The following is a 24,972-nucleotide window of genomic DNA, read 5'->3' on the forward strand; positions in this document are numbered from 1 at the left end:
ACCTGGAACAGGGCCAATCGTAGAGCTATGTCTGTTTAGACCAAAGTATTCTACTAGACAGGTCAATACAACTAGACGTATCTTCGATCCGTGTCAGAAGAAAGAGCGATCCTGCGCCAGGCGACGTCGGTGACGATCACGTGGTCGAGGAAGCGCAGGTCGACGGTCTCCGCGGCCTCGCTGAGACGGGCGGTGACGTCGAGGTCGGCGGCGCTCGGTTCGAGCGAACCGCTGGGGTGGTTGTGCGCGAGGGCGAAGGCGGCACCGCCGGAGATGAGGACGGTGGCGACGATGTCGCGAACGGGCGCGGAGGTGTGGTCGCTGCCGCCCTCGCTGATCACGGTCCGCCGGATCACGGCGCCGCGCGGATCGCAGACCACGATCACGAGCTTCTCGCGCGGACAACCGTGGAGCAGCGGAGCGGCCACCGTCGCGATGTCGGCCGAGCATCTGACGCGTAGCCGCTCGGGCTCGGCCTGTGCTCTCCGCATGAGATGGAAGGCGGCCGCGACGCGCGCGGCCTTGGCGGGCCCCACGCCGGGCACCGCCAGCAGCCGGTGCGCTTCGGATCGGGAGAGCTCGCCGAGGTCGCCGCAGTGGGCGATGAGCTGGGAGGCGAGCTCGACCGCGCTGACGCCCCTGCTGCCCGAGCCGAGCAGCAGGGCGAGCAACTCTCGATCGGCCAGGGCCGTCGCGCCCGAGTTCAGGAGCCGTTCACGAGGCTGGTCGGCCGGGGGCAGGTCCTTGACGCGCATCGGCACCTCCGGATGGGGAATCCGGAATGGTTGTACCAGCGGTCACCGACAGTCAGAGGGAGACGGGAATCCCGTAGACCAGGCGGAACTTGTCGCCCGGGATCACGATGTCACTGGTCTCCACCGGGCGCTCAGCGGCCCAGTGGGTTCGCTCGACGTGCAGGACCTGCACGCCGGTGGGCAGTTCGAGCAGGTCGCTCTCGGTCGGTTGCGGCACGCGCACGTGAACGCTCTCACTGATCTCCGTGATCTTGGTGCCGTTCGCCGCCATGCGGGACACCGTGCTCCTGCGCTCGGCGGTGCCCTCTTCCGGGGACTGGCTCTGGCCGAACTCGATCAGTTCGTAGGACGTGGCGAGCTGCATCGGCTTTCCGTCGCCACGGAAGACGAAGCGGATTCTGATCACCGGGCTCCACTGGCTGAGCTGCAGGCGCTGCGCGATCTCCGGCGGCGCCTCGGCGAGCTCGCTGCGCCAGTTCCAGCTCGGCTGCCGGCCGTTGGCCTGCATGTCCATGGCGAACGGTGTGTGGGGTTCGGGCACGCGGCTCCGGTAGGAAGGCAGGAGAGTCGGCTTTTCGCGGACCCGGTGTCCCGAGCCCACCCGTCCGACGATCAGGCCCTCCTGGGCCAGCACGCGCAGTGCGTGACGTGCGGCGGTCTCACCGACGCTGTACTTCCGGGTGATCTGATGCCGCGAGGGGATCGGAGCTCCTGGCGGAAGCGTGCCGTCGACGATCTGACGGCGGAGGTCCTCGACTACGCGCAGGTAAACCGGATCAGAGTTGGCCATCAATCCATCCCTCGGGGGCTGGGCGGAAACCCAATCTTGGCGTATTCGGCAGACAACCCTGAGTAATGAAGCTCGCCTGTGGCTCCAACTTTGCCCGCTGAAAGGTCGCCAAATGGTCCAATGTGGTGCTCCACGGTCAGGTCCCCCGATTCTGGATTCTTCGCGTAATCTCACGGCGGTCGCAGGCGGTTCGCGGCCACCGGACGATCCAGGCCGGGTGGCGGGCGCCGCCTGGCGGCCGGGGGGAACCCGTCCCGCCCCTCGGACCGCGGTGCCGTCCCGAGGCCGGACCCCGGCGAAGTCCCGGGCCCGCCGGTCGGTCGCGATCGCGCCGCCGTATCACGGCATCCACGTCGCGCCCCTCCAGCGGGAGCACGAGCGGATCAAGTGGATGAGGGACACGCGGCGTAGTGATCGCGTGCGGGTCCGCAGGCACACCTGCGACTGCAAGGAGACGATCTACGAGCTGTGCCACGCCGGCGGCCTGCTGTTCATCCGGCGGACCGTTCGCGAGCCCGGCGGTCCTGTGGCTCACGAGACCGAACGGCTCATCACCGTACGCATGGAAGATCTATGGATGAGGCTGATTCTTGGGCAGGCACGCTGAGCGTCCGCCGTCCCGCGGGGAGGTTCGGAAAAATTCTCTTCAGGAGCGTGTAACGCCGGCGTAAGACGCGGCGATTCTCCGGTAGAGGCCGCTGATGTGTGTACCCCCGAGCACATATCGGCGGTCTCTTTCGTTGCCCGCATGTGATGTGGATCGCCCTGCCTTGTCCCGCGTGTCGCGGCGGCGGCGGTGACTTCGGCATAACGGGGTGGCGGGGTCCACGGGCATGTCGGGATCCAGGTAGCGTTCCGTTTATGGCATCGCCAACTGGAACCTCCGACGCCCCCTTCGGCCGCATGCTCACTGCGATGGTCACGCCGTTCACCTCCGACGGCGCGGTCGACTACGAGGGTGTCCAGCGGCTCGCCACCTACCTGGTGGACGAGCAGAGCAATGACGGTCTCATCGTCAGTGGCACCACGGGGGAGTCCCCCACCACCACCGACGAGGAGAAGGACCGCATTCTGCGAGCGGTCGTGGAAGCCGTGGGTGACCACGCCAGCGTGGTCGCGGGCGCGGGGACCAACGACACCCACCACAGCGTGGAGCTCGCCCGCGCCGCCGAGCGTGCGGGGGCGCACGGGTTGCTGGCGGTGACCCCGTACTACAACAAACCACCGCAGGAGGGGCTGTTCCGCCACTTCACGGCGGTGGCCGACGCGACCGAGCTTCCCGTGATGTTGTACGACATCCCCGGCCGCTCCGGCGTGCCGATCCACACCGAGACGCTGGTACGGCTCGCGCGGCATCCCCGCATCGTCGCCGTCAAGGACGCCAAGGGCGACCTGTTCGCGGGCTCCCATGTCATCGCCACCACGGACCTGGCGTTCTACTCCGGCGACGACCTGCTCAACCTGCCCTGGCTGTCGGTCGGCGCGGCCGGCGTCGTCAGCGTCATCGGCCATGTCGCGGGCGCCGAGCTGGCCTCGATGATCGACCTGTACCGCTCCGGTGACGTGGCGGGTGCCCTCGCCGTCCACCGTCAGTTGCTGCCGGTGGCCACCGGCATCATGACGCGGACCCAGGGTGCGATCATGGTGAAGGCGGCGTTGAAGCTGGCCGGCCTGGACGCGGGCTTCGTCCGGCTTCCGCTGGTCGACGCCACCCAGGAGCAGGTCGTGGTGCTGCGCGAGGACCTCATCGCCGGAGGTCTCAAACTTGCCGACAGCTGAGTCACGCCGGACGCGTCGCGTCCGGCCGTGCGCGGCCCTCGTGGCGCCGCGCCCCTTCGTCTTCGGCCGGAGCCCGGCTCCGGTCCTTTCGCCGCGTCCCCTTCCCCCAAGGAACCGGGGCTGCGGCGTTCAGCACGTTGTCCACAATCCCTGAGTCATATGGAGCCGAATGAGCGAGCGAAATACCAGAGATAGTCATCGGCACGAGCGCGGGGAGGAGCTCTCATGAGCCACCCGCATCCCGAGCTTGCGCCGCCCCCGCCGATGCCCGACAACGGGCTGCGCATCGTCGCGCTCGGCGGTCTGGGGGAGATCGGCCGCAACATGGCGGTCTTCGAGTACGAGGGCCGTCTTCTCGTCGTCGACTGCGGGGTCCTGTTCCCCGAGCCCGACCAGCCGGGCATCGACCTGATCCTGCCCGACTTCGACTACATCCGCGATCGCCTGGACGACATCGAGGCCGTCGTCCTGACCCACGCGCACGAGGACCACATCGGCGCCGTGCCGTACCTGCTGCGTGAGCGGGTGGACATCCCGCTGGTCGGGTCGCGGCTCACCCTGGGGCTGATCGAGAGCAAGCTGGCCGAGCACCGGATTCAGCCGGTCAAGGCCGAGGTCATCGAGGGGGAGCGGCGCCGGTTCGGGCCGTTCGAGTGCGAGTTCTTCGCGGTGAACCACTCGATTCCGGACGCGCTGGCGGTCGCCGTCCGCACGCCCGCGGGAATCGTGCTGCACACCGGCGACTTCAAGATGGACCAGTTGCCCATGGACGGGCGGCTGACGGATCTCGGCGGCTTCGCCCGGCTCGGGGCCGAGGGCGTCGACCTGCTCATGTCGGACTCGACCAACGCGGAGGTGCCCGGGTTCGTCACGAGCGAGCGGGAGATCGCGCCGGTCATCGACGACGTGTTCCGCACGGCCGACAAGCGCATCATCGTGGCGAGCTTCGCCTCGCACATCCACCGCGTGCAGCAGGTCATGGACGCGGCGGAGCACCACGGCCGCAAGGTGGCCCTCATCGGCAGGTCCATGGTCCGCAACATGGGCGTGGCCCGCGATCTCGGCTACCTCAAGATCCCGGCCGGCCTGCTGGTCGACTCCAGGGAGATCGAGGAGTGGCCGCCGGAGGACGTGGTGCTGATCTGCACCGGCTCCCAGGGCGAGCCGATGGCGGCGCTGTCACGGATGGCCAACCGGGATCACCCGATCCGGATCGCGGCGGGTGACACCGTCCTGCTGGCGTCCTCGCTGGTCCCCGGCAACGAGACGGCGGTCAACAAGGTCATCAACGGTCTCACACGCTGGGGCGCGAAGGTCATCCACAAGGGCAACGCGCGGGTCCACGTCTCGGGTCACGCGGCCGCGGGTGAGCTGCTGTACGTGCTGAACCTCACCAAGCCGTCCAACTTCATGCCGGTTCACGGCGAGTGGCGCCACCTGCGGGCGCACGCCCACCTGGCGAGCCTCTCGGGGGTCCCGCAGGAGAACATCGTGATCGCGGAGGACGGCGTGGTCGTCGACCTGGTCGACGGCAAGGCCTCCGTCGTCGGGGCGGTGCCCTGCGGTTACGTGTTCGTCGACGGCACCTCGGTCGGGGACATCACCGATGTGGCGCTGAAGGACCGGCGCATCCTCGGCGACGAAGGATTCATCTCCATCGTCATCGTGGTCGACTCCACCACGGGGAAGCTGGCAGGCGGACCGGAGATCACCGCGCGTGGGTCCGGCATCGACCCGGAGGCGTTCGACGCGGTCATTCCGCAGATCGAGATCGCCCTCCAGGAGGTCGCCGCGGCCGGAGTGGCGGACATCATGCAGATCCGCCGCACGGTCCGCCGCACGGTGGGCCGCTGGGTCAGCGACACCTACCGTCGCCGGCCGATGATCATTCCGGTGATCGTCGAGGTCTAGTCTCCGCAGGGGCCGCACTCCGGTGTGGCCCCCGTACGGCGATCACCGTTGCGCCCGGCGCGGACCCTGACGTAGCGTGCCGCCCATGTCTGAGGTGGGCGCGGACGAGGTGGGCGCGGACGAGGTGGGCGCGGACGAGGTGGGCGCGGATGGGGTGAACGTCGCCGAGGTGAGGGTGGTCTACCGCAAATACGGCGGCGGCCTGCACTGGAATCATTCCGGGCGGCTGCTCGGCGAGGACGAGCACGGGGTGTGGGTCGGTTGTCCCGCGGGGACCGTGGCCCGCAAGGGTCACGGTCCGCCGACGACGTGGGTGCAGGCGCATGTGGGCCTGTTCCCCCGCGACGCGTGGTGGACCGCGGTGTTCTACGCGGCCCCGCACACGATGGAGATCTACTGCGATGTCACCACCGTGCCGCGGTGGCACGGTGACGAGGTGACCATGGTCGATCTCGACCTCGACGTCATCCGGTTCAGAGACGGCCGTCTTCACCTGGACGACGAGGACGAGTTCGCCGAACATCAGGTCCGGTACGCGTATCCGGACGACGTCATCAGCCAGGCGGAGCGGTCGGCCGCCTGGCTGATGGACGCCGTGGGCCGCGCGTCCGGCCCTTTCGGCGGCGCGCACGCCCCGTGGTTGTCGCTCGTCAGCTGACCGCGACGGGCCGGTCGGCCGGCTCCTCGTGCTCGGGGATCACCTTGGGGACCCCGCGCAGGGCGAACAGGGTGGCGCCCGCGAGGCAGACGAGGATCGCCGCGGCCGTCAGCACGGTGACCTGGATGCCGTCCACGAACGCCTGCTTGGCCGCGTCCGTGACGGCGGCGGCCAGGTCGCGGGGCAGCGTGGCGGCGGCCTCGATCGCGCCTCCGAGCGTGTCGCGGATCTGGCCGTCCGCCGCGGCGGGTACCCCGGACGGCAGGTCGAGCCCGTTGCGGTAGGCGGAGTTGAGCACGCTCCCGAGCACGGCGATCCCCAGCGCGCCTCCGATCTCGTGGGCGGTCTCGGAGATCGCCCCCGCGGCTCCGGCCCGCTCCTTCGGCGCCGTCGCGAGAAGCGTGTCGTTGGTGACGGCGAAGGTGAATCCGATGCCCATGCCCTGGATGATCATGGCGACGAGGATGTAGGGATAGCTCACCTCGATCCCGATGCGGCTGAACAGCGCGAATCCGATGGCGACCATGACCAGGCCGAGCGCGACGACCGGTCCCCGGCCGATCTTCTGGACGAGCGGTCCTGCCAGGGCGCCGCCGGCGCCGCCGGCCAGCCCGCCCGGCATCCCCGCGAGGCCCGCGATGAGGGGTGTCCAGCCCGCGACCAGCTGGAAGTACTGGGCGAAGACGAGCGACATCGCCAGCATGGCGAACATGGCGACCAGCTCCGCGCCCACCGACGCGGAGAACGACCGCCGGCGGAAGAGGCGAACGTCGATGAGGGGCTCGGCCAGTTTCGTCTGCCGCCGGACGAACACCACCAGCGCCGCGAGGCCGACGGCGGCGGAGACGACGACGGAGACCTCCGCGACACCGTGGTAGGCGGCCTCCTTCAGGGCGTAGACCAGCCCGAGGACACCGACCACCGAGAGCGGGACGCTGACCAGGTCGATCCGGCCGGGGTTGGGATTGCGCGACTCGGGCAATACGAACGCACCCGCGACGAGGATGAGCGCGACGACGGGCAGGTTGATGAGGAAGACCGACCCCCACCAGAAGTGGTCGAGCAGCGCCCCGCCGATGATCGGCCCGAGGGCGAAGCCGATGGCCGAGACGCTGCTCCAGATGCCGACGGCGGTGGTCCGCTGCCGCGGATCGGTGAAGACGTTGCGGATGAGCGACAACGTCGACGGCATGATGGTCGCCCCGGCGACGCCGAGCAGGGCCCGGGCCGCGATGAGCAGGCCGGGGCCGGAAGCATAGGCCGTCACGGCGGAGGCCACCCCGAAGGCGACCGTGCCGATGAGCAGCAGCCGCTTCCTGCCGATCCGGTCGCCCACGTTGCCCATGGTCACCAGCAGGCCGGCCAGCGCGAAGCCGTAGATGTCGGCGATCCAGAGCAACTGGGTCGCCGACGGGTTCAGGCTCACGACCAGCTTGGGGACGGCGAGGTGCAACACGGTCAGGTCGATGGACAGCAGCAACATGGCGAGGCAGGCGATCACGAGCGTGCCCCATTTACGGGTGTCGTTCATGCCGTCAGCGTGGACGGGAGCGCTGACGAGTCACCCACCGAACGCTGACAGGTGCCCTTCCAGGACGGTCAGTGCGGGCGCCGAGGCGTCGGGGACGGCGGTCATCCGTTCACCCGTCAGCAGCCTGCCGCGCTCGTACACGTCGTCGTAGGCGGCGTCGCCGAGAAGCGCGCGGCAGCGGGCGGCGACCCGGGCGGCGTCGGGGTCCCCTACGGACGGCGAGCCCCGCAGCGCCGACCCGACGCCGAGAAGCAGGGCCGCCCGTTCGCCGTCGTGGGAGAGCAGAGCGACTCCGGCGAGCCCTTCCGCGATCCGGGCGGCCAGGGAGAGGTCCCGGTCGCTGACCACCGTGGTGAGCGCCCGGCGGTGCCAGGCCAGGGCGTTCGCCTCGTCGCCCTCCATCTGTGCGATCCAGCCGAGCGCCAGGAACAGGCGGGTGCGTGCCTCCTCGGCGCTGTAGGAGTCCGCGGTGCACTCCGCCAGTGCATTCTCGAACAGCGAGCGGGCCTCGCCGAGGTCACCTCGCAGGCGGATCATCTCGCCGAGTCCCAGGTGCGCGGTGGCGAGGATCTCCGGCGCGCCGGCGCGCCTGGCCAGGCCCACGGCGCGCTTGTAGTCGGCGCGGGCTCCGGCCTCATCGCCCATCCGGGCCCGTCCCGCGGCCCGGCGGCACAGGATCTCGGCCACGTCCAGCACGGCGCCCAGCTGTTCGGCCAGTTCCAGTGCCTCGTTGCAGAGCGCCTCGACTTCGCCGTAGTCGCCTCGCAGGGTGACCAGGTCGGCGTGGGCGGAGATCATGGTCACCAGCAACCAGCGGTCGCCGATGGCCCTGACCGCGGCGACCGACGCGATGACCTGGCGCTCGGCCTCCTGGAGCCGCCCGTTGAAGGCCAGGAGGAACGCGCCGCCGAAGTTGATGAGCGCACTCACCCACGGATCCACCCCGAGCAGACCGGGCGGGACCTGGATCTCGGTGCCCCGTTCCGGCGGGCCGCCCACGGTCGCGCGGACCAGGAAGACGTACGGCTGGCGCGGAATGGTCTCCATGTGGTCCACCAGCCCGAGGGCGGTCTCCATGTAGCCGCCGAGTTCGGCGACGTGACCGCCGCCCCACACGGCGAAGAACGCGGACAGTGCGTACTCCTCGTCGAGACCGGCCGGCACCTCCGGGCCGATCCGCGCCAGGAGGTCCCTCGCGAGGCCGGCGACCTCACTGCGCAGACCGCGCAGGAGCCAGTAACCGGTCGAGGCGGACAGCAGGCGCAGCGCGCGGACGGCGTCGCCCGAGCGGATCGCCCTGCGCACGGCCGCGTGCAGGTTGTCGTGCTCGTCGTCCAGCCGGCGCAGCCACTCCAACTGCTCCGACCGGCGCAGGTGGGCGTCCGCGGACTCCGCGAACCGAAGGAAATACGCGGAGTGGGCGTCGTGCAGGCGTGCCTCCTCGCCCGCCTCCGCGAGCCGTTCCGCGCAGAAGGCCCTGATGGTCTCGAGCATCCGATAGCGGTCGCCCACCACCTCGACCAGGGACTTCTCCACGAGGGAGGCGAGCACGCCGTCGGTGTCCGGAAGCCCGCACACCTGCTCGGCCCCTTCCAGCGTCGCTCCGCCCGCGAAGACCGTCAGTCGTCTCGCGAGCGCACGCTCGGTGTCGTCGAGCAGGTCCCAGCTCCACTCGACCACCGCGCGCAACGTCCGATGCCGTGGCTGCGCCGTACGGCTTCCGCGTGACAACAGGGCGAAACGGTCGGCGGGAGCGTCGTCCGCGACCCCGGAGATCGTCTCCACGTCGCCCCGCACGGCGACGCCGAGCCTGGTCGCGATCTCGGTGGCACTCATCGAGCGCAGCCGGGCGGCGGCAAGCTCGATGGCGAGCGGCAGCCCGTCGAGCGCGCGGCACACGCGCAGGACGTCCTCGGCGATCGAGGCGTCGAGCTCGAAGCCGGGCCACACGGCGCGGGCACGCTCGGCGAACAGCTCGACCGCCGGGTAGGCGAGCGCTTCGCCGGCGCCGCTGCCCGACGGCGGAAGCGCCAGCGGCGGAACGGGGTAGAGCCGTTCGCCGGTGATGCCGAGCGCCTCGCGGCTGGTGGCGAGGATGCGGAGTGCGGGGCAGGCGGCCAGCAGCCGGTCGGCGAGCCGGGCGGTCTCCTCGACGACGTGCTCGCAGTTGTCCAGCACGAGCAGTGGCGGCCGGTCGGTGAGGGCCGCGACGAGCCTGGCGAGCGGATCCGGGAGCGCCGCCTGCCGTCCGGGGGCGGGGCCTGCCAGCAGGCCGGTCTCCTGGAGGCCGAGCGCGGCGAGCACCGTCTGGGGCACGTCCGTCCCGTCACCGAGCGGCGCCAGCTCGACGAAGCAGACGCCGCCGGACCGGCGCCCCGCGGCCTCGGCCGCGAGCCGGGTCTTGCCGGTGCCGCCGGGTCCCGTGAGGGTGACCAGCCGTGCCTCACTGAGCAGGGCGTCGATGAGCCGTAGCTCGTCCGCCCGCCCGACCAGCGTCGTGAGCTGGGCCGGTATCGACCGCCGGGCCGGAGAGGCGGGGGAGAGGGAGGGGTCGGAGCGGAGCACGGCCAGGTGGATCGCGGCCAGTTCCGCGGACGGATCGGTGCCCAGCTCGTCGGCGAGCCGCCGCCGTGCGTCCTCGAAGGCCGCGAGCGCCTCGGCCTGCCGTCCGCTCGCGTACAGCGCGCGCATGAGCTGGCCGCGCGACCGTTCGCGCAGCGGATGGACCGTCACGCGCCGGTGCAACTCGGGCAGGAGATCGCGGTGCTCACCGAGCGCGAGCGCCGCCTCCGCGAGGTCCTCGGCCGTGTCCAGGCGCAGCTCTTCCAGCCGTGCGGCCTCCGCGGCGGCGAACGGCGCGTCGGGGATGTCGGCGAGCGCGGGGCCGCGCCAGAGGCCGAGCGCCTCACGCAGGAGCGCCGCGGCCGCGTGATGATCGCCGGATGCCAGGGCGCGCCGGCCTTCGGCCGCCAGCCGTTCGAACCGCGACACGTCCACGTCGTCGGGTTCGACGGCCAGGCGATAGCCGGCGGGGTGGCGCACCACGAGGTCGCCGATCTGTTGACGTAACCGGGAGACCTGGGCCTGCAGGGCGTTGGTCGCGCTCGCCGGAGGCTCGGCGCCGTAGAGGCCGTCGATCAGGCGCTCGCTGGTGACCACCCGGCCCGCGCCGAGGAGCAGCAGTCCGAGAAGCGCACGAAGGCCCGGGCCTCCGATGGAGACCGGGCGCTCGTGGTCGAGCCAGGCCTCTGTCTGGCCAAGAATGCCGAACCGCATGACAGTGATTGTCGCTCACCGGGCGATGGTCGCGGAGATCGCTTCCAGGCGGGCGGCCGAGGCGAGGCCGCCGTGGTACCAGTGGATCTCCTCGGCTCCCGCCGCGGTGTAGGCGTCGGCCAGCCACGACAGGGCCGCCGGGTCCGCGGGCCGCGGGGGAAGGGCCAGCAGGTAGGCGCCGACGCGCGGGCCGAGCCGCGCGAGCGCCCGCAGGCCGGCCTCGTCGACCTCGAGGGCGTTCCAGCAGTTGCCCACGAGCACGTCGGCGTCCACCCCGGCGGGCACGGTCGCGAAGGGTCCCGTCGCCCATGGGTCGGCGCTCGCGTGCAGGGCGACGGGCATGCCGGGCCGTACCGACCGGGCCTCGGCGAGGAGCAGGTCCCGCAACTCGCCCGCGAGCCCCGTCCGGAGATCCCGTACGGCTTCCGCCAGGTCGCCGAGGGCCTCCTCCACCGACGAGACGGACCGGGGGTCGCGGTCGACGGCCGCCCTGACCCTCGAACGCAGCACGGTGACGTCGAGACCCGCCGACTCGTACCGGGAGACGCAGGCCGCGCAGAAGCACAGGGACAGCAGCGTGAGCTGGGCGGGGGACCAGTCGGTCCCGTCGGTCTTCTCGTGGTGGCCGCCGTGGCGGAACCCCAGCGCGCCGCATGCCTCGAGGATCAGCGCGTCAGGCTCGCCGAGCTCGACCACCTCGTGCACCAGCGTCCGGCAGTACTCACGCACGTCGCCGGACGCAGGGCAGAGCGCGTATCGATAGGACTCCCCGAAGGCGTTCCTGACGACGAGGTCGGGATTGGCCGCGCCCAGCAGCGAGTTGTGCGTGAGCACCGTCCAGGCGTGTACGGCCAGGCCCTCGGCGCGCAGACTGTCACGCGCCTCCCCGAACGGGTCGCCGGACGCCATCCACGAGGGCGTGCCGGGCACCAGGCGGCTGTTCTTCCACGCCTCCTCCCGGACCGGGACGTAACACGCGGAGTGCGGGGCGTCGACCAGCCGATGGGCCGGATGCAGGGGGGTGGCCGCCCGGGTCGTGTGGTAAGAGGCGGCCAGCGCCACGGCGTCGGCGCCGAGCGCCTTCAGACGCCCTGCGGCGGCGTCGTCGCCGATGAGGTCCCAGGGGTAGGCGTAGATGACGTTCACCAGCGTGGCCTCCGGGCGGAGAAGGACGGGTGGAAGCGCTTCATGTACGACGTGTCGTCGCGTGAGCGTATCCCGCACTTCTCATACTGCTCGTTCATGACCGCGAGAGTGTCGCGGTCGAGTTCGACACCGAGCCCCGGGCCGTCCGGCACGGGGACGGCCCCGTCCACGAAGCGCAGCGCGCCGGGCGCGACCACGTCCTGACCGTCCTGCCACGGCGTGTGGGTGTCGCAGGCGTGGGTGACGGCGGGCGTGGCCGCCGCCAGGTGGGTCATCGCGGCCAGGCTGATCCCCAGGTGCGAGTTGGAGTGCATCGACAGCTCGATGCCGAAGGTCGCGCACAACGTCGCGATGTGGGAGGACTTCACCAGCCCGCCCCAGTAGTGGTGGTCGAGGAGCAGCACGCCGATCGCCCCCTGCCGGACCGCCGGGGGGAGGTGGTCCGGTGTGACCACGCACATGTTCGTCGCCAGGCGCATGGGGACGTGCGGCGCGACGGCGGCCATCGCCTCGATGCCGTCGGCGGGGTCCTCCAGGTACTCCAGGACGCCGTCGAGCGCGCGGCCCACCTCGATCGAGGTGTCCACGCTCCAGGCCGCGTTGGGATCGAGACGCAGCGGGTGCTCGGGGAACGCCTCCCGAAGGGCCAGGACGGCCTCGACCTCCTCAGCGGGAGGGAGCACCCCGCCCTTCACCTTGATCGAGCGGAAGCCGTACCGGTCGACCAGCAGGCGGGCCTGCTCGACGAGGCCGGCGGAGTCGAGCGCCGCCCCGAACACGTCGTCGGGCCCGTCCGGATGCCCGGCCCACTTGTAGAAGAGATAGGCGCTGTACGGCACGGCGTCCCTGACCTTGCCGCCCAGCAGGTCGGCGACGGGCCGTCCCGCGGCCTTGCCCTGGATGTCGAGGCACGCCACCTCGAACGGGGAGAACACCCGGTCGACGGTCTTCTCCCGTGTGGAGGCCCCGGTCAGCCCGTGCTTGTCGGTGACCACCTCGGCGCCGACGGAGGCGGCCACGGCCGTGTACACGGCGTTGCGGTGATAGGCGTCGAGCCCGATCAGCGCCCGCGCGGCCGTCCGCACCTTGCCGAGGTGGTCGAGATCGCCGTAGGTCTCGCCCAGGCCGGTGAGGCCCTCGTCGGTCACCACTTCGACGATCGTGCGCAGCGCCCACGGCTCGTGCACGCCCGCCGCGTTGAGGAGCGGGGGGTCCCTGAAGGCGACGGGCGTGACCGTGACCTCGCGGATCAGCATGCGGCGATCTCCATTCCCCTCGTGATGAGGCGTTCGAGCAGCGCGACGTGCTCGGGCGCGGCGTCGATCAGGGGCGGGCGCACCACGCCGACGTCGAGCCCGCGCAGCGTGACGCCCGCCTTGACCAGGGCGACAGCGTAGCCCGGCACGAGATCGCGGAGCTCGACGAGCGGGCGGTAGAACTCGGCGAGCAGCCGTCGCGTCAGGACCTCGTCCCCTTGTGTGACCGCACGATGGAAGGCGAGCGCGACCTCGGGCGCGAAGCAGAAGGCGGCCGAGGAGTAGAGGTTCACGCCGAGCCCCCGGTAGGCGAGGACGGTCATCTCCGCCGTGGGCATCCCGTTGAAGAAGGCGAAGTCGCGGTCGGTGGCCTGCCGTACGGCCAGGACGATCCGCTGCAGCCGGTCGAGGTCGCCGAGGCCGTCCTTGAACCCCACGATGTTCGGCTCCAGAGCGAGCTCGGCCGCGGCGCCGGGGGTGAACACCGCGTTCCCGCGCTGGTAGACGATCGCGGGAAGATCCGTCGCCGCGCACACCCGGCGGACGTAGCCCACCAGTCCGGCGGGGGGAGCGGTCACCAGATAGGGCGGGAACACCAGCAGGCCGTCCGCCCCGGCCAGGGCGGCGGTCTCGGCGCACGCCCGCGCGAACGGCAGCGGTCCTCCGGCGCCTGAGAACACGGGGACGCGCCCCGCCGTCGCCTCGACGGCGATCCGCACCACGCGTGCGTACTCCTCCAGGCTCAGGGCATGGAACTCGCCGGTGCCGCAGGCGGCGAAGACCCCTCCGGCGCCCGCGCGCACGCCGTCCTCCACGTGCCGGCGCAGCGCCTCCTCGTCGAGCGTGCCGTCGGCGGTGAAAGGAGTGACCGGGAAGAACAAGACACCATCGAGACGCATCGATCCACGCAATCTTCGTAGCCGTCACCGTCGGCGCGGCCAGGCCGGAGCCGAGGGCGACATCCATCTCTGTTCATATACGTGAATCAGAGTCAGGATTGTGAACTGTCCTCGGCAACTGTAAGAATCGGTACTAACGGTGTCAAGGTTCCCTAAATAAGCGGACATAGATGCTGATATCTGACAGGTGGAGATTACGGGAGAGGCCGCCACGACGGGCCGGCAAGGCCAAGGTGCGGCGGGTTCGACGTCGGACAGGAGAACCATGCGAATTCTCATGACGGGGGCCGCGGGCGGCGTCGGCACCCTGCTGCGTCCCAGACTGGCCCGCGAGGGGCGGGTCCTTCGCCTGCTCGACCTCGCCGCGGTCGAGCCCGGCGACGGCGAGGAGGCGGTCACGGCCGACGTGACCGATCCCGAGGCCATGGCCGGGGCCATGGACGGCGTCGACGCCGTGCTGCACCTCGGCGGGTACAGCGTGGAGCACCCCTGGCAGGACATCCTGGACGTCAACATCAACGGCACCTACGTGGTGCTGGAGGCCGCCAGGAAGGCCGGCGTCCGGCACGTCGTGCTCGCGAGCAGCAACCACGCCGTCGGCTTCCACCCTCGGGAGGCCGAGGCCCCCGACTATCTGTTCCCCCGCCCGGACACCTTCTACGGCGTCAGCAAGGTGACCAAGGAGGCGCTCGGCTCCCTCTACCACGACAGGTACGGCATGGCGGTGACCTGTCTGCGCATCGGGTCGTGCTTCGCGCGGCCGAGGGACCTGCGCATGCTCTCGACCTGGTTGTCGCCCGACGACTGCGCCCGGCTCACCGAGGCGTCGCTGGCCGCGGACGGATATCACGTGGTCTGGGGGGTCTCCGCCAACACCCGCGGCTGGTGGTCGCTGGAGGAGGGCCGGGCCATCGGCTACGAGCCCAAGGACGACGCCGAGGTCTACGCGCCGGACCTCATCGCCGAGCTCGGTGAGCCCGATCCGGAGAGCATGGAGCACGCGCTGCTGGGCGGGCGGTTCTGCGGACCCGCGCTCGACGTCGACAACCTCACCCGGGAGCGCTGACATGACCGGCATCGACACGGTGATTGACACGGTGGTGGAACGCGCGGCCGCGGCGGGGGCGAAGTGGCGGGCCACCCCGGCGGCGGAGCGCGCGACGATCCTGGAGGGCGTCGCCGACGCGCTGCTGAAGCATCTCGACGAACTGTGGCCGGTCGCCGACGCCGAGACGCACCTCGGCGAGGTGCGGCTGCGCGGTGAGGTGGGGCGGACCGCCTCGCAGTTCCGGCTGTTCGCCGAGGTGCTGCGAGACGGCGGCTCGGCCGAGGCCGTCATCGACCACGCGGATCCGGGGGCGACGCCTCCCCGTCCCGACGTGCGGCGCATGAACCACCCCGTCGGGGTCGTGGCGGTCTTCGCGGCGAGCAACTTCCCGTTCGCGTTCTCGGTGGCGGGCGGCGACACGGTCTCGGCGCTCGCGGCCGGCTGCGCCGTCGTGGTCAAGGCGCACGAGGGCCACCCGGAGACCTCCGACCTGACCGCCTCCGTCGTACGGCAGGCCCTGCCGGATCCCGACCTCCTCGGGCTCGTGCACGGCTTCGACGCGGGCGGACCGCTGGTGCGGCATTCGCTGGTGTCGGCGGTCGGCTTCACCGGCTCGCTCGCGGGCGGCACGGCCATCAAGGGGCTGATCGACCAGCGGCCGGATCCGATCCCCTTCTACGGCGAGCTCGGCAGCGTCAACCCGGTGATCGTGCTGCCCTCGGCGGACGCGGCGGCCGTGGCGGCGGGGTTCGCCGCCTCGCTGACGCTGGGCGTCGGGCAGTTCTGCACCAACCCCGGCCTGATCTTCGTGCCGGAGGGCCCGGATGGCGACACGGCCGGTGACGCGGGCGGGCACAGGGTCCGTGACGCGGGCGAGTTCGAGCGGGCGATCGGGGACGCGGTCGCCGCGACCACCGGCGGCCGGATGCTCACCGCCAAAATCCACGACGGGTATCTCCGCGCGGTCGACCGGCTGTCCGTGCGGGCCGGCGTGGCCCGGCTGGCGACCGGCGCCGCCGGGACCGTCGCGGACGCGGTGACTCCCCAGGTCTTCTCCGTTCCGCTGGAGGCCTTCGCCGACGGGCTTCCCGAGCTGGGGGAGGAGTGCTTCGGCCCCGCCGCGATAGTCGTGAAATATCGCAATCCGTCCGACCTGCCTGCCGTACTTCGGCGGCTGCCGGGCTCGCTGACGGCAACCGTCCACTCGGCCGTACAGGGAGGCGCGCAGGAAGCCGCGCAGGCGGGCGGTCAGAGAGTTGATCAGAGAGCCGATCAGGGGGCCGGGCCTGAGGAGGCCGCTGACATCGTGCCGGTCCTCGAACGGCTCGCCGGCCGCCTCATCTGGAACGGCTGGCCGACCGGGGTCGCCGTCACGTGGGCCATGCACCACGGCGGCCCGTGGCCCGCGTCTACCGCCCCCGCTCACACCTCGGTCGGAGCGGCCGCGATCAGGCGGTGGCTGACCCCCGTGGCGTACCAGGACTGGCCCGAGGCACTCCTGCCGCCCGAGTTGCGCGACGACAACCCGCTCGGGGTGCCCCAGCGCGTGGACGGCCGTCTGCGCGCCTGAAGGACGCCTCCGCGCCGGCCCTAATCGTCGGTACTCCTCAACACGCTGTCGGCTGTGCCCTGCTTTCGGCTTCTACGCCGCTGTGGCCTCGTGACGCCCCCAGGCTTCTGCATGATCACCATGACCGGCGGTGCAGGTCAGCGGGCACTCTTCCGAATCCGTGCATGATCATGCTTGAAGAATTCGCAGGCGGAGGGGTGCAGGACCGAACTTGTGCATGATCACGCCCACTCGGGGGCCGGGCTCGATGGCGAGCCCGGCCCTGAGCGCCCTGGGCGCCCTGGGCCTGAGGCGCCCCGGGCCCGGCGCGATCGCCGCGCCGGTCGGGACGGGGACGGGGCAGGACAGGTGACCCGCACCCGCGTGGCGGGACACCTCCCGCCTGACCGTGCCCGCGGGGTCGATCCGCGTGTGCAACGTCGGGGTCCATCCCGCGTCGGTGCCCAGGTCGGGGTCGTGGGCCGCGTTGTAAACGCCGACCAGGTCGATCGGCCGCTCCTTCCCGCCGACGCGCAGCAGGTTGCCGCGTGCGGTCAGCGTCGTGCCGCCCCAGTCGTAGAGCAGCGCCGCCGGGTCGACGGCGCGGCTCAGCCGGAAGTAGTTGTTCTCCGCGACGATCTGGGACTGCACGCCGACGCCGATCGCGTAGACGAACGTGGCTGCGTCGGGGACCTCGTAATAGTTGTCGTAGACGTGGACCTTGCCGAACCGCACGCGGGGCAGTCGCTGGAGCGTGTCGGAGAAATGGTTGTGGTGAACGGTCACGCTGAGCTTCCCGGCATCGGCCGCCGGGTTGTTGGTCGAGCCGATCAGCATGGTCTTGTCGTGGCCGGAGAACTCGTTCCATGACACGGTCACGAAGTCGGACCCGTTGGTGATGTCCGTCTGCCCGTCGTGCACCTGGTACGGCCGGCCGAAGTAGAGCGGCTGGGCGGAGTCGGGGTTGGTGCCGTCGGTGAAGGTGTTGTGGTCCACCCAGACGTGTGTCGAGCCGGTCACCGAGATGTTGTCGTAGAGCGAGTTCCAGTTGCCCGTCTCACCGTCCGTGGGGTCCCACTGGGGGAAGCAGTCGACCGCGTCCTCGAACCGGATGTTGCGGATGATGACGTTGTCGGCCTTGTCGACGTGCAGGTTGAGATGCCGGATCGTCGCGCCGGGCAGGCCGACGATCGTGGTGTCCGACGGCACCTTCAGCTTGATGTGGGCGGTCTGGTTCGCCGCCGAGGCGGCCCTGGCGTCTTCGAGGGGGCCGGACGGCTCGGCGTCCCTGCCCCAGACGGCCGGGTCGTAGGCGGCGAGGTAGCCCGCGAGCGTGTATCCGTCCGTGGCGTAGTCGGCGCAGCTCCTGCCGCTGTCGAGGCGGCCCTTGACGTAGATGATCCGGGGACCGGGCGCGGCCAGCGCCGCCGCGAGCTGCGACCGGCTGGTGACGGTGTGGACGTTCGCCGGTGGGGCCGCGGCTCCACCGGTCGTCCCGGTCCCCGCGGACGCCCAGCCGTCGTTCGCGGGCAGGATCCGACGGCCGAGCCCGGCGCCGAGCCCGGCGCCGTGCTCGGCGCCGGCGGTGCTGACGGCGCCGGCACCCGTGCCGGTAGTCGTGTCAGTGGTCGTGTCGGTAGCCGTGGCGATGGTGCTGACGACGCCGGTGGCCGTCCCGGTGGCGGCCGCCTCGCTCGCGGTCGCCGCCCCGGCGGGCGCGGCCGTCGCGAGCGCCAGAACGGCCGACAGGAGGAGGGTCTTGTTGCGCATGAGCTGACTCCGTTTCCGGTGGCCCGGGGCCGGCTCCCGCGATCGCTGCCGAGCCGCGATCTCATGGCGGGTCCGGGGATCGCTCCAGGTCCTCCATCAGGGCGAGGCCGCGCTCGATCAGCTCCGCGAGCCTGCTCACGTGCTCGGGGCTCGGATCGACGAGCGGCCGGCGGACGGGTCCCACGTCCTGACCACGCAGGCGCACCCCCGCCTTCACCAGGGAGACGGCATATCCGGGGCCCAGGCCCCGCAATTCGACGAGCGGCAGATAGAACTCCTTCATCAGACGGTCCGCGACGTCGTCCCGCCCGTCGCGGAAGGCGTCGTGACAGGCCAGTGCCAGCTGCGGCAGGAAGCAGAACACCGCGGAGGAGTACCGGACCACCCCGAGGTCGCGGTAGGCCCGCTGGGACGTCTCGGCGGTCGGCAGGCCGTTGAAGTAGAGCAGCCCGGAGGGCGCGGCGGCGATGATCCGCCGCATCAGATCCAGGTCGCCGTGGCCGTCCTTCAGGCCGATGATCCCGGGATGCCGGGCGAGTTCCGCCACGGTCTCCGGCTCGAAGACGGCGTTGTCCCGCTGGTAGAGGATGATCGGCAACCGGCTCCCGTCGGCGAGCGCCTCGTAGTGGCGGCGCAGGCCGTCCTGGCCGGCCTGGACGAGGTACGGCGGGAGCGCCAGCAGGCTCTGGGCCCCCGCGTCCGCCGCGGCCGCCGCGAACTCCAGGGCCATCGCCGTGCCGTACCCGGTGCCGGCGACGACGGGCACCCGGCCGCCGGCCTCCTCGACGGCGGCCGCCACGCAGGCCGCGTAGTCGCGCAGGTTCAGCGCGGCGAACTCGCCGGTCCCGCAGCAGGCGAACACGGCTCCGCAGCCCGCCTCGACGCCCTGGCGGACATGCCGCCGGAAGGCTCCGAGATCGAGCCGCTCCTCCTCGTCGCAAGGCGTGACCGGGAAGAACAGCAGGCCGTCGAACGACAACTGGCACCCCTGACATGTCTCTGGACGGAATTCATATACATGAACACCCGGACGGTAAGCCCGGCACGCCCCGCGGTCAAGACATCGAGCCGAAATCAGGAATGCGGAGATCGGAAACATTTCGAATAGGACACGACTCCTTGACAACCCCCTGACCGAACATCACCGTGGAGGCCGTCCACGTTTGTGAACCTGGTTCAGAAATGTGTCATCTTGAGAGGTGGGTGCCGATGGCGTCCCTGCGCCGCAGAGCGGTGCCGTACCTGCTGATATCCCCGACGGTGGCGCTCATCGCCGCGTTCCTCGTCTATCCGATCGGCAGCGTCGCGTACTACAGCCTGCAAAATCGCAACCTGACCCGGCCGTGGGCCGACGGGTTCGCCGGGCTGGAGAACTTCCGCCGCATGCTCTTCGAGGACGAGCTCTTCTGGCAGAGCCTGGGCTTCACCGCGAAATGGGTGGTCGCGGAGATCGGCCTGCAACTCCTGCTGGGTCTCGCGCTGGCACTCATCGTGAATGAAAGTTTCATCGGCAGGGGGCTCGCCCGGTCGCTGGTGTTCTCCCCGTGGGCGGTCTCCGGCGTGCTCACGACGGGCATCTGGATCCTCCTCTACACACCGGGGACCGGCGTGCTGAGGTTCCTGGGTCAGCCGGAGACGGCCGTCCTCGGAAACCTCGACACGGTCTTCCCCGCCGTCGTCGTGACGGAGTTGTGGCGCGGGGTGCCGTTCTTCGCGATCCTCCTGCTCGCCGGACTGCAGGGCATCCCCGGTGAGCTGTACGAGGCGGCGGCCGTCGACGGCGCCGGCCGTGTCCGGCGGTTCCGCCACGTGACGCTGCCCCATCTGCGTGACGCGATCGTGCTGGCCACGTTGCTCCGCTCCGTGTGGGAGTTCAACAACGTCGACCTGCTCTACACGCTCACCGGCGGCGGCCCCGCGCAGGTCACGACCACGCTGCCGCTCTACGTGGCGCAGCGCGCCATCGACTCGAAGGACTTCGGCTACGGCTCGGCGCTGACGATGGCCGGGTTCGTGATCCTGCTGTTCTTCTCCCTTCTCTATCTCCGGCTCAGCCGGTTCGGGGAGGAACGATGACGGGCGAAGCCGAGGAGATGGGCGACCGGAATGAGCACTGACGTCGCGATCCGGCCGGGGCGGGCGCACGCGCCGCAGAACCGATCCCGCAGGCGGCCCCGGCCGAAGCGGGACCGCGGCCGTGTCCTTCGGCTCTACGTGCCGCTCGGGCTGTACCTGGTCTTCACCCTCATCCCCTTCTACTGGATGGTCGTCTTCGCGGTGCGGCCCTCGGGTTCGACCACGCCCGTGCCCTGGCCGATCACCTTCGAGCACTTCGAGACGGTGTGGAACGACATCGGCTACGCGGTGTTCTTCCGCAACAGCGTGATCGTGGGGGTCTGGTCGCTGCTGGCCACCACCGTCCTCGCCGTGATGGGCGGGTACGCCCTGTCCAGGTTCCGGTTCAGGGGCCGGAGCCTGTTCATGGTCGTGCTGTTGTGCACCCAGTTCATCCCCGGGGCGATGTTGCTCATCCCACTGTTCACGATCTTCAAGACGCTCGGGCTGATCAACAATCTCGGCAGCCTCATCGTCGCGGACACGGTGTTCAACCTGCCGCTCTCGGTCATCCTCATGAGCGGATTCATCTCGGCCGTTCCCTTCACGGTCGAGGAGGCGGCCATGGTCGACGGCTGCACCCGGCTGCGGGCCTTCCTGGCCGTCGTCCTGCCCCAGTTGCGGCCGGGGCTGATCGCCGTCGGATCGTTCGCGTTCATCCACACGTGGAACAACTTCCTGTTCGCGCTGATGTTCGTCAGCCGGCAGGACAGCTTCACGATCCCCGTCGGGCTCAGCTACACGATCGGGGAGTACAGCGCCGACTTCGGGGCTCTCGCGGCCGGGGGCGTCGTCGCCGCCGTTCCCGTGGTCTGCGTGTTCGCAGTGGTCCAGCGCTATCTCGTGACCGGTATCAGCGCCGGGGCGGTGAAGGGATAGCTCCCCCGCCACCATCAGGAGGAACCATGAAGAGAACAACGGCCTGGGCGGCGACAGCCGTCCTCGCGGTCGCGGTCGCGGGCTGCGGCTCGGGATCCGATCCGGGCTCGGCGGAGTCCGGCAAGACGACGATCACCTTCTGGGACAACAACGGGGGCACGCGCACCCCGATCTACCAGGAGCTGATCAAGCGGTTCGAGACCGCCAACCCGACGATCCACGTCGAGTACGTCGGCATCCCGATCGCCTCGGTCCAGCAGAAGTACGACACCGCCGTCGCGGGCGGCGACACCCCGGATGTCGGCGGCGTGACCACCTCCTACCTGGCGAACCTGGTCGGCCAGCAGGCCCTCGAGCCCGCTGACGACTGGCTCGGCAAGAGCGCGGTGAACGGCAAGCTGGCCGCGCCCATGCTCGACTCGGTCCGCGACACCGTGCCGGACGGCAAGCTGTACCTCGTTCCCGGCACCTCCAACCTGGATGTCGTCTGGTACCTCAAGGACAAGCTTCCCGAGGCGCCGAAGACGTGGGACGAGTTCTTCACCGACGCGCACGAGCTCACCAAGGCCCCCGACCAGTACGGCTACACGATCCGCGGCGGCGCGGGCTCGATCTTCCAGGTGCTCGCCGAGATGTACGCCTACTCGGGCGTCACCGAGTTCTTCGACGCCTCGGGCAAGAGCACGGTGAACGACCCGAAGAACGTGGAGTACCTGACCAAGCTGGCTGGGCTGTACAAGAAGGACACGCCGGAAGCCGACGTCACCAACGACTTCCCGAAGATGGTGGCCGCGTTCGGCACCGGGAAGATCGCGATGATGCACCACAACCTCGGCTCGTACAACGACCACGTGAAGGCGCACGGGGCCGACAAGATCGGCGCGTTCGCGCTGCCGACCGGCCTGTCCGGCAAGCGCACGATCGTGGCCAACCCCGTCGACGGCTTCGCGGTCTTCAAGGGCAGTGAGCACAAGGACGCCGCCTGGAAGTTCGTCGAGTTCCTGGTCTCCAAGGAGAGCAACAGCTACTGGAACCAGCAGACGGGCCAGATCCCGGCCAACACCGAGGCGCAGGGCGACTCCTGGGTGACGGCCCTGCCGCACCTCAAGACGGCGGTGGACGCGCTCAACGACCCGAACACCGCGGTCGTGTCGCCGCCCTACTACCTGCCGCAGTTCTCCTCGATCACGAAGGCCGACACCGAGCCGCTCTTCCAGAAGGTGCTGCTCGGGCAGATGAAGCCGCAGGAGTTCCTCGACACCATGGCGCAGAAGCTCACCGACGCCCAGGCCGAATGGAAGAAGGCGACCGGCGGCTGACCCCTGGACGGGGCCGGTGCGACCCTGACCTCGCACCGGCCCTCAGGAGCGACCGGAAGAGGCCCAGAAGAGGCCCAGAAGAGGCCCAGAAGAGGCATCGAGAAAGGAAGCGGGTACATGGCGGTCGTCGAAAGCGTCGAGGTCACCGTGTTCACGACGGTGACCAGATCCGTGGTCGACGGGCACGGCCACCGGCATCCGGGACCGCCGCGCGAGGTCCAGGAGGCGCTGTTCACCGTCACCGACAGCGACGGCGTGACCGGCCACTGCCTGACCCAGCCGGACACGGTCAGGGAGACCGTGATCAGGAACCACATCGGGCCCGCGCTCCTCGGGCAGGACAGCCTCGAACGCGAGCGGCTGTGGCACCGGATCGCCCACCGTCAGCGCGGCGCCCAGGGGAATCTCTCCGACCGCGCGCTCAGCACCGCCGACCAGGCCTTGTGGGACCTGGCCGGGCGCACGGTCGGCCTTCCCGTGTGGAAGCTCCTCGGCGGCGCCCGGTCCGAGGTCCCCGCCTACGCGAGCACGATGTGCGGCGACGACATCCCCGGCGGGCTGGCGACGCCGGAGGACTACGCCGCCTTCGCCAAGGACCTGGTGTCCCGCGGCTACCGCGCCATCAAACTGCACACCTGGATGCCGCCCATGCCGTACGGCGTGGCCCGCGACATCGCGGCGTGCGCCGCGGTCCGCGAGGCGGTCGGGCCGGACGTCGCGCTCATGCTCGACAGCAATCACTGGTACTCCCGGTCGGAGGCGCTGACGCTGGGGCGGGCGCTCGACGGCCTCGGCTTCGCCTGGTACGAGGAGCCGATGGAGGAGGCGTCGGTCCAGTCCTACCGCTGGCTGGCCGATCAGCTGAGCACGCCGATCCTCGGGCCGGAGACCTCGTGGGGCAAGCACATGGCCCGCGCCGAATGGGTCGCCGCCGGGGCGTGCGACATCCTCCGAGTGGGCGTGGTGGGATCCGGCGGGGTCATCCCGGCGCTCAAGGCCGTGCATCTCGCGGAGTCGTTCGGGATGGAGTGCGAGATCCACGGCAACGGCTCGGGGGCGCTCGCGGTCATCGGCGCCACCACGTGCGGGCACTGGTACGAGCGGGGGCTGCTGCATCCCCATTCGGACTACGACACCGCGCCGCCGCATCTGCGGTCGATCGTCGACCCTCTGACCGGCGGAAACGTCCGGATGCCCACCGCTCCGGGGCTGGGCGACGACCTGGACCACGATTACATCGCCGCCCACGCGGTCGCGTCCTGGGGAACCCGCTCACAATAGGAGGCGGACAGGCGGGTCAGGGAGGTACACATGGCGGAACCGGTGCCACACGTGAAGTCGGCGCTGCGAACGGTCGAGTTGCTCGACTTCTTCGCGCAGTATCCCGGGCAGCACAGTCTCACCGACCTCCAGGGGAAGCTCGGCTACCCCAAGAGCAGCCTGCACGCCCTGCTGCGGACGCTCGTGGACCTCGGCTGGATCGAGACCGACGTCACCGGCACGCTGTACCGCATCGGCATGCGGGCCCTGCTCGTCGGCGCGACCTACATCGACGGGGACCCGCTGGTGCAGATCGCCCATGACGCGCTCGACTGGCTGGCCGAGACCACGGGGGAGACCGTCCACCTGGCCCGGCTAGACCACTTCGACATGGTCTACCTCGCCACCCGGGCGTCCCGTCACTATCTGCGGCCGTTCTCCCGGGTCGGCAGGCGGCTGCCCGCCAGCACGACCTCTCTGGGCAAGGCGATCCTGGCGACCAGGGACGACGCGGAGGTCCGCACCCTGCTGCCGGCCGAGCTCCCCGCGCTGACCCGGCACACGATCGTGGACCACGACCGGCTCGTCACCGATCTGCACAGGGTCCGCAAGCGCGGCTACGCCGTCGACCGGGAGGAGAACACCGAGGGGCTGCGCTGCTTCGGCGTCGCCCTGCACATCACCGACCCGCCCCGCGACGCCATCAGCTGCTCGGTGCCCGTGCCGCGGCTGACCGCCGAGAGGGAGAAGGACATCGTCGCCTGCCTCCTGGAGGCGCGGGAGCGCATCGAACGGTCGGCTCTGCGGCAGCGCCGCGCCTACTGAACCCGCGCCCCCGGAGTCCGCGCCCCCGGCGGTCGCGCCGCATGCGCCCGCCACCGGATTCGTGTCACGGACGTTGCGCGGATCGCACGGCCGTCCATCGGGCCCTTTTGGGACGTCCGGAGATCTTCTCCCGGACGCCCCGAAGGCGGATAGTGGAGGTGGCGGACACCGCGGCCCCGGCCGCGTGATCCTCCGTCGCAGGTCCC

The 24,972-nt window shown here is 70.6% G+C and carries 20 protein-coding genes; 11 read left to right on the forward strand and 9 right to left on the reverse strand.

The annotated features are described in order from the left end of the window. Window positions 1-71: 71 nt before the first annotated feature. Together Psi02_RS25740 and Psi02_RS25745 are read right to left on the reverse strand one after the other, a co-directional pair. Window positions 72-755: a JAB domain-containing protein gene (locus Psi02_RS25740; RefSeq protein WP_203978226.1), complete on the reverse strand. Its 684-nt coding sequence runs from the start codon at window positions 753-755 to the stop codon at window positions 72-74. Between the two features lie 52 nt (window positions 756-807). Beyond that, window positions 808-1,545, reverse strand: a complete 738-nt coding sequence (locus Psi02_RS25745) for a GntR family transcriptional regulator (RefSeq protein WP_203978227.1) — start codon at window positions 1,543-1,545, stop codon at window positions 808-810. Between the two features lie 217 nt (window positions 1,546-1,762). Here Psi02_RS25745 and Psi02_RS25750 point away from each other — a divergent pair, with 217 nt between their 5' ends. The 4 genes from Psi02_RS25750 to Psi02_RS25765 all read left to right on the forward strand — a co-directional run bounded on the left by Psi02_RS25750 (window position 1,763) and on the right by Psi02_RS25765 (window position 5,893). Further along, window positions 1,763-2,152, forward strand: coding sequence for a hypothetical protein (locus Psi02_RS25750; RefSeq protein WP_239095152.1), 390 nt, complete (start codon window positions 1,763-1,765; stop codon window positions 2,150-2,152). A gap of 254 nt (window positions 2,153-2,406) precedes the next feature. Then, the gene (gene dapA / locus Psi02_RS25755) at window positions 2,407-3,324 is read left to right on the forward strand and encodes a 4-hydroxy-tetrahydrodipicolinate synthase (protein ID WP_203978228.1); all 918 of its coding nucleotides are present in this window, start codon (window positions 2,407-2,409) and stop codon (window positions 3,322-3,324) included. 225 nt (window positions 3,325-3,549) lie between these two features. Further along, window positions 3,550-5,235, forward strand: a complete 1,686-nt coding sequence (locus Psi02_RS25760; protein ID WP_203957117.1) for a ribonuclease J — start codon at window positions 3,550-3,552, stop codon at window positions 5,233-5,235. A gap of 85 nt (window positions 5,236-5,320) precedes the next feature. Continuing rightward, complete coding sequence (locus Psi02_RS25765; RefSeq protein WP_239095153.1) at window positions 5,321-5,893, forward strand: DUF402 domain-containing protein; 573 nt, start codon at window positions 5,321-5,323, stop codon at window positions 5,891-5,893. On the opposite strand, the gene Psi02_RS25770 is transcribed toward Psi02_RS25765, so the two are convergent. From Psi02_RS25770 to Psi02_RS25790, 5 genes are read right to left on the reverse strand one after another with little or no spacing between them, the layout of a single operon-like run. Then, window positions 5,886-7,424 (reverse strand): DHA2 family efflux MFS transporter permease subunit, encoded by a 1,539-nt coding sequence (locus tag Psi02_RS25770; protein ID WP_203978229.1) that lies wholly within the window; start codon window positions 7,422-7,424, stop codon window positions 5,886-5,888. The genes Psi02_RS25765 and Psi02_RS25770 overlap by 8 nt on opposite strands. Window positions 7,425-7,454: 30 nt before the next feature. Continuing rightward, window positions 7,455-10,700 carry an AfsR/SARP family transcriptional regulator gene (locus tag Psi02_RS25775; RefSeq protein WP_203978230.1) on the reverse strand — a complete coding sequence of 1,082 codons (3,246 nt, stop codon included), beginning with the start codon at window positions 10,698-10,700 and terminating at the stop codon, window positions 7,455-7,457. 15 nt (window positions 10,701-10,715) lie between these two features. After that, window positions 10,716-11,846 (reverse strand): hypothetical protein, encoded by a 1,131-nt coding sequence (locus Psi02_RS25780; RefSeq protein ID WP_203978231.1) that lies wholly within the window; start codon window positions 11,844-11,846, stop codon window positions 10,716-10,718. Continuing rightward, a complete protein-coding gene (locus Psi02_RS25785) occupies window positions 11,843-13,102 on the reverse strand; it encodes a glucarate dehydratase family protein (protein ID WP_203978232.1) in 1,260 nt (419 codons plus the stop codon). Before Psi02_RS25785 ends, Psi02_RS25780 begins: the two co-directional genes overlap by 4 nt. After that, on the reverse strand, window positions 13,096-14,001 hold the full coding sequence (locus tag Psi02_RS25790; protein WP_203978233.1) for a 5-dehydro-4-deoxyglucarate dehydratase: 906 nt from the start codon (window positions 13,999-14,001) through the stop codon (window positions 13,096-13,098). The genes Psi02_RS25785 and Psi02_RS25790 overlap by 7 nt, the downstream gene beginning before the upstream one ends. A 265-nt stretch (window positions 14,002-14,266) precedes the next feature. Here Psi02_RS25790 and Psi02_RS25795 point away from each other — a divergent pair, with 265 nt between their 5' ends. Continuing rightward, window positions 14,267-15,067, forward strand: a complete 801-nt coding sequence (locus tag Psi02_RS25795; protein ID WP_239095154.1) for an NAD-dependent epimerase/dehydratase family protein — start codon at window positions 14,267-14,269, stop codon at window positions 15,065-15,067. A 1-nt stretch (window position 15,068) separates the two neighbouring features. Next, window positions 15,069-16,619, forward strand: coding sequence for an aldehyde dehydrogenase (NADP(+)) (locus Psi02_RS25800; RefSeq protein ID WP_203978234.1), 1,551 nt, complete (start codon window positions 15,069-15,071; stop codon window positions 16,617-16,619). A gap of 168 nt (window positions 16,620-16,787) precedes the next feature. Here the strand turns inward: Psi02_RS25800 and Psi02_RS25805 are convergent, their stop codons facing one another. Both Psi02_RS25805 and Psi02_RS25810 read right to left on the reverse strand, forming a co-directional pair. Then, window positions 16,788-18,368 (reverse strand): pectate lyase family protein, encoded by a 1,581-nt coding sequence (locus tag Psi02_RS25805; protein WP_203978235.1) that lies wholly within the window; start codon window positions 18,366-18,368, stop codon window positions 16,788-16,790. Between the two features lie 61 nt (window positions 18,369-18,429). Next, window positions 18,430-19,347 (reverse strand): 5-dehydro-4-deoxyglucarate dehydratase, encoded by a 918-nt coding sequence (locus tag Psi02_RS25810; protein ID WP_203978236.1) that lies wholly within the window; start codon window positions 19,345-19,347, stop codon window positions 18,430-18,432. 230 nt (window positions 19,348-19,577) lie between these two features. Here Psi02_RS25810 and Psi02_RS25815 point away from each other — a divergent pair, with 230 nt between their 5' ends. The 5 genes from Psi02_RS25815 (at window position 19,578) to Psi02_RS25835 (ending at window position 24,766) form a co-directional block, all read left to right on the forward strand. Further along, a complete protein-coding gene (locus Psi02_RS25815; RefSeq protein ID WP_239095155.1) occupies window positions 19,578-20,444 on the forward strand; it encodes a carbohydrate ABC transporter permease in 867 nt (288 codons plus the stop codon). A 30-nt stretch (window positions 20,445-20,474) separates the two neighbouring features. Beyond that, window positions 20,475-21,362 carry a carbohydrate ABC transporter permease gene (locus Psi02_RS25820; protein ID WP_203957106.1) on the forward strand — a complete coding sequence of 296 codons (888 nt, stop codon included), beginning with the start codon at window positions 20,475-20,477 and terminating at the stop codon, window positions 21,360-21,362. A 26-nt stretch (window positions 21,363-21,388) separates the two neighbouring features. After that, window positions 21,389-22,681 carry an ABC transporter substrate-binding protein gene (locus Psi02_RS25825; protein WP_203978238.1) on the forward strand — a complete coding sequence of 431 codons (1,293 nt, stop codon included), beginning with the start codon at window positions 21,389-21,391 and terminating at the stop codon, window positions 22,679-22,681. Window positions 22,682-22,798: 117 nt separating this feature from the next. Continuing rightward, window positions 22,799-23,962: an enolase C-terminal domain-like protein gene (locus Psi02_RS25830; RefSeq protein ID WP_203978239.1), complete on the forward strand. Its 1,164-nt coding sequence runs from the start codon at window positions 22,799-22,801 to the stop codon at window positions 23,960-23,962. A 30-nt stretch (window positions 23,963-23,992) separates the two neighbouring features. Next, the gene (locus Psi02_RS25835) at window positions 23,993-24,766 is read left to right on the forward strand and encodes an IclR family transcriptional regulator (protein WP_203978240.1); all 774 of its coding nucleotides are present in this window, start codon (window positions 23,993-23,995) and stop codon (window positions 24,764-24,766) included. Window positions 24,767-24,972 lie beyond the last annotated feature (206 nt).

The sequence above is a fragment of the Planotetraspora silvatica genome, from assembly GCF_016863315.1.
Taxonomy (GTDB): domain Bacteria; phylum Actinomycetota; class Actinomycetes; order Streptosporangiales; family Streptosporangiaceae; genus Planotetraspora; species Planotetraspora silvatica.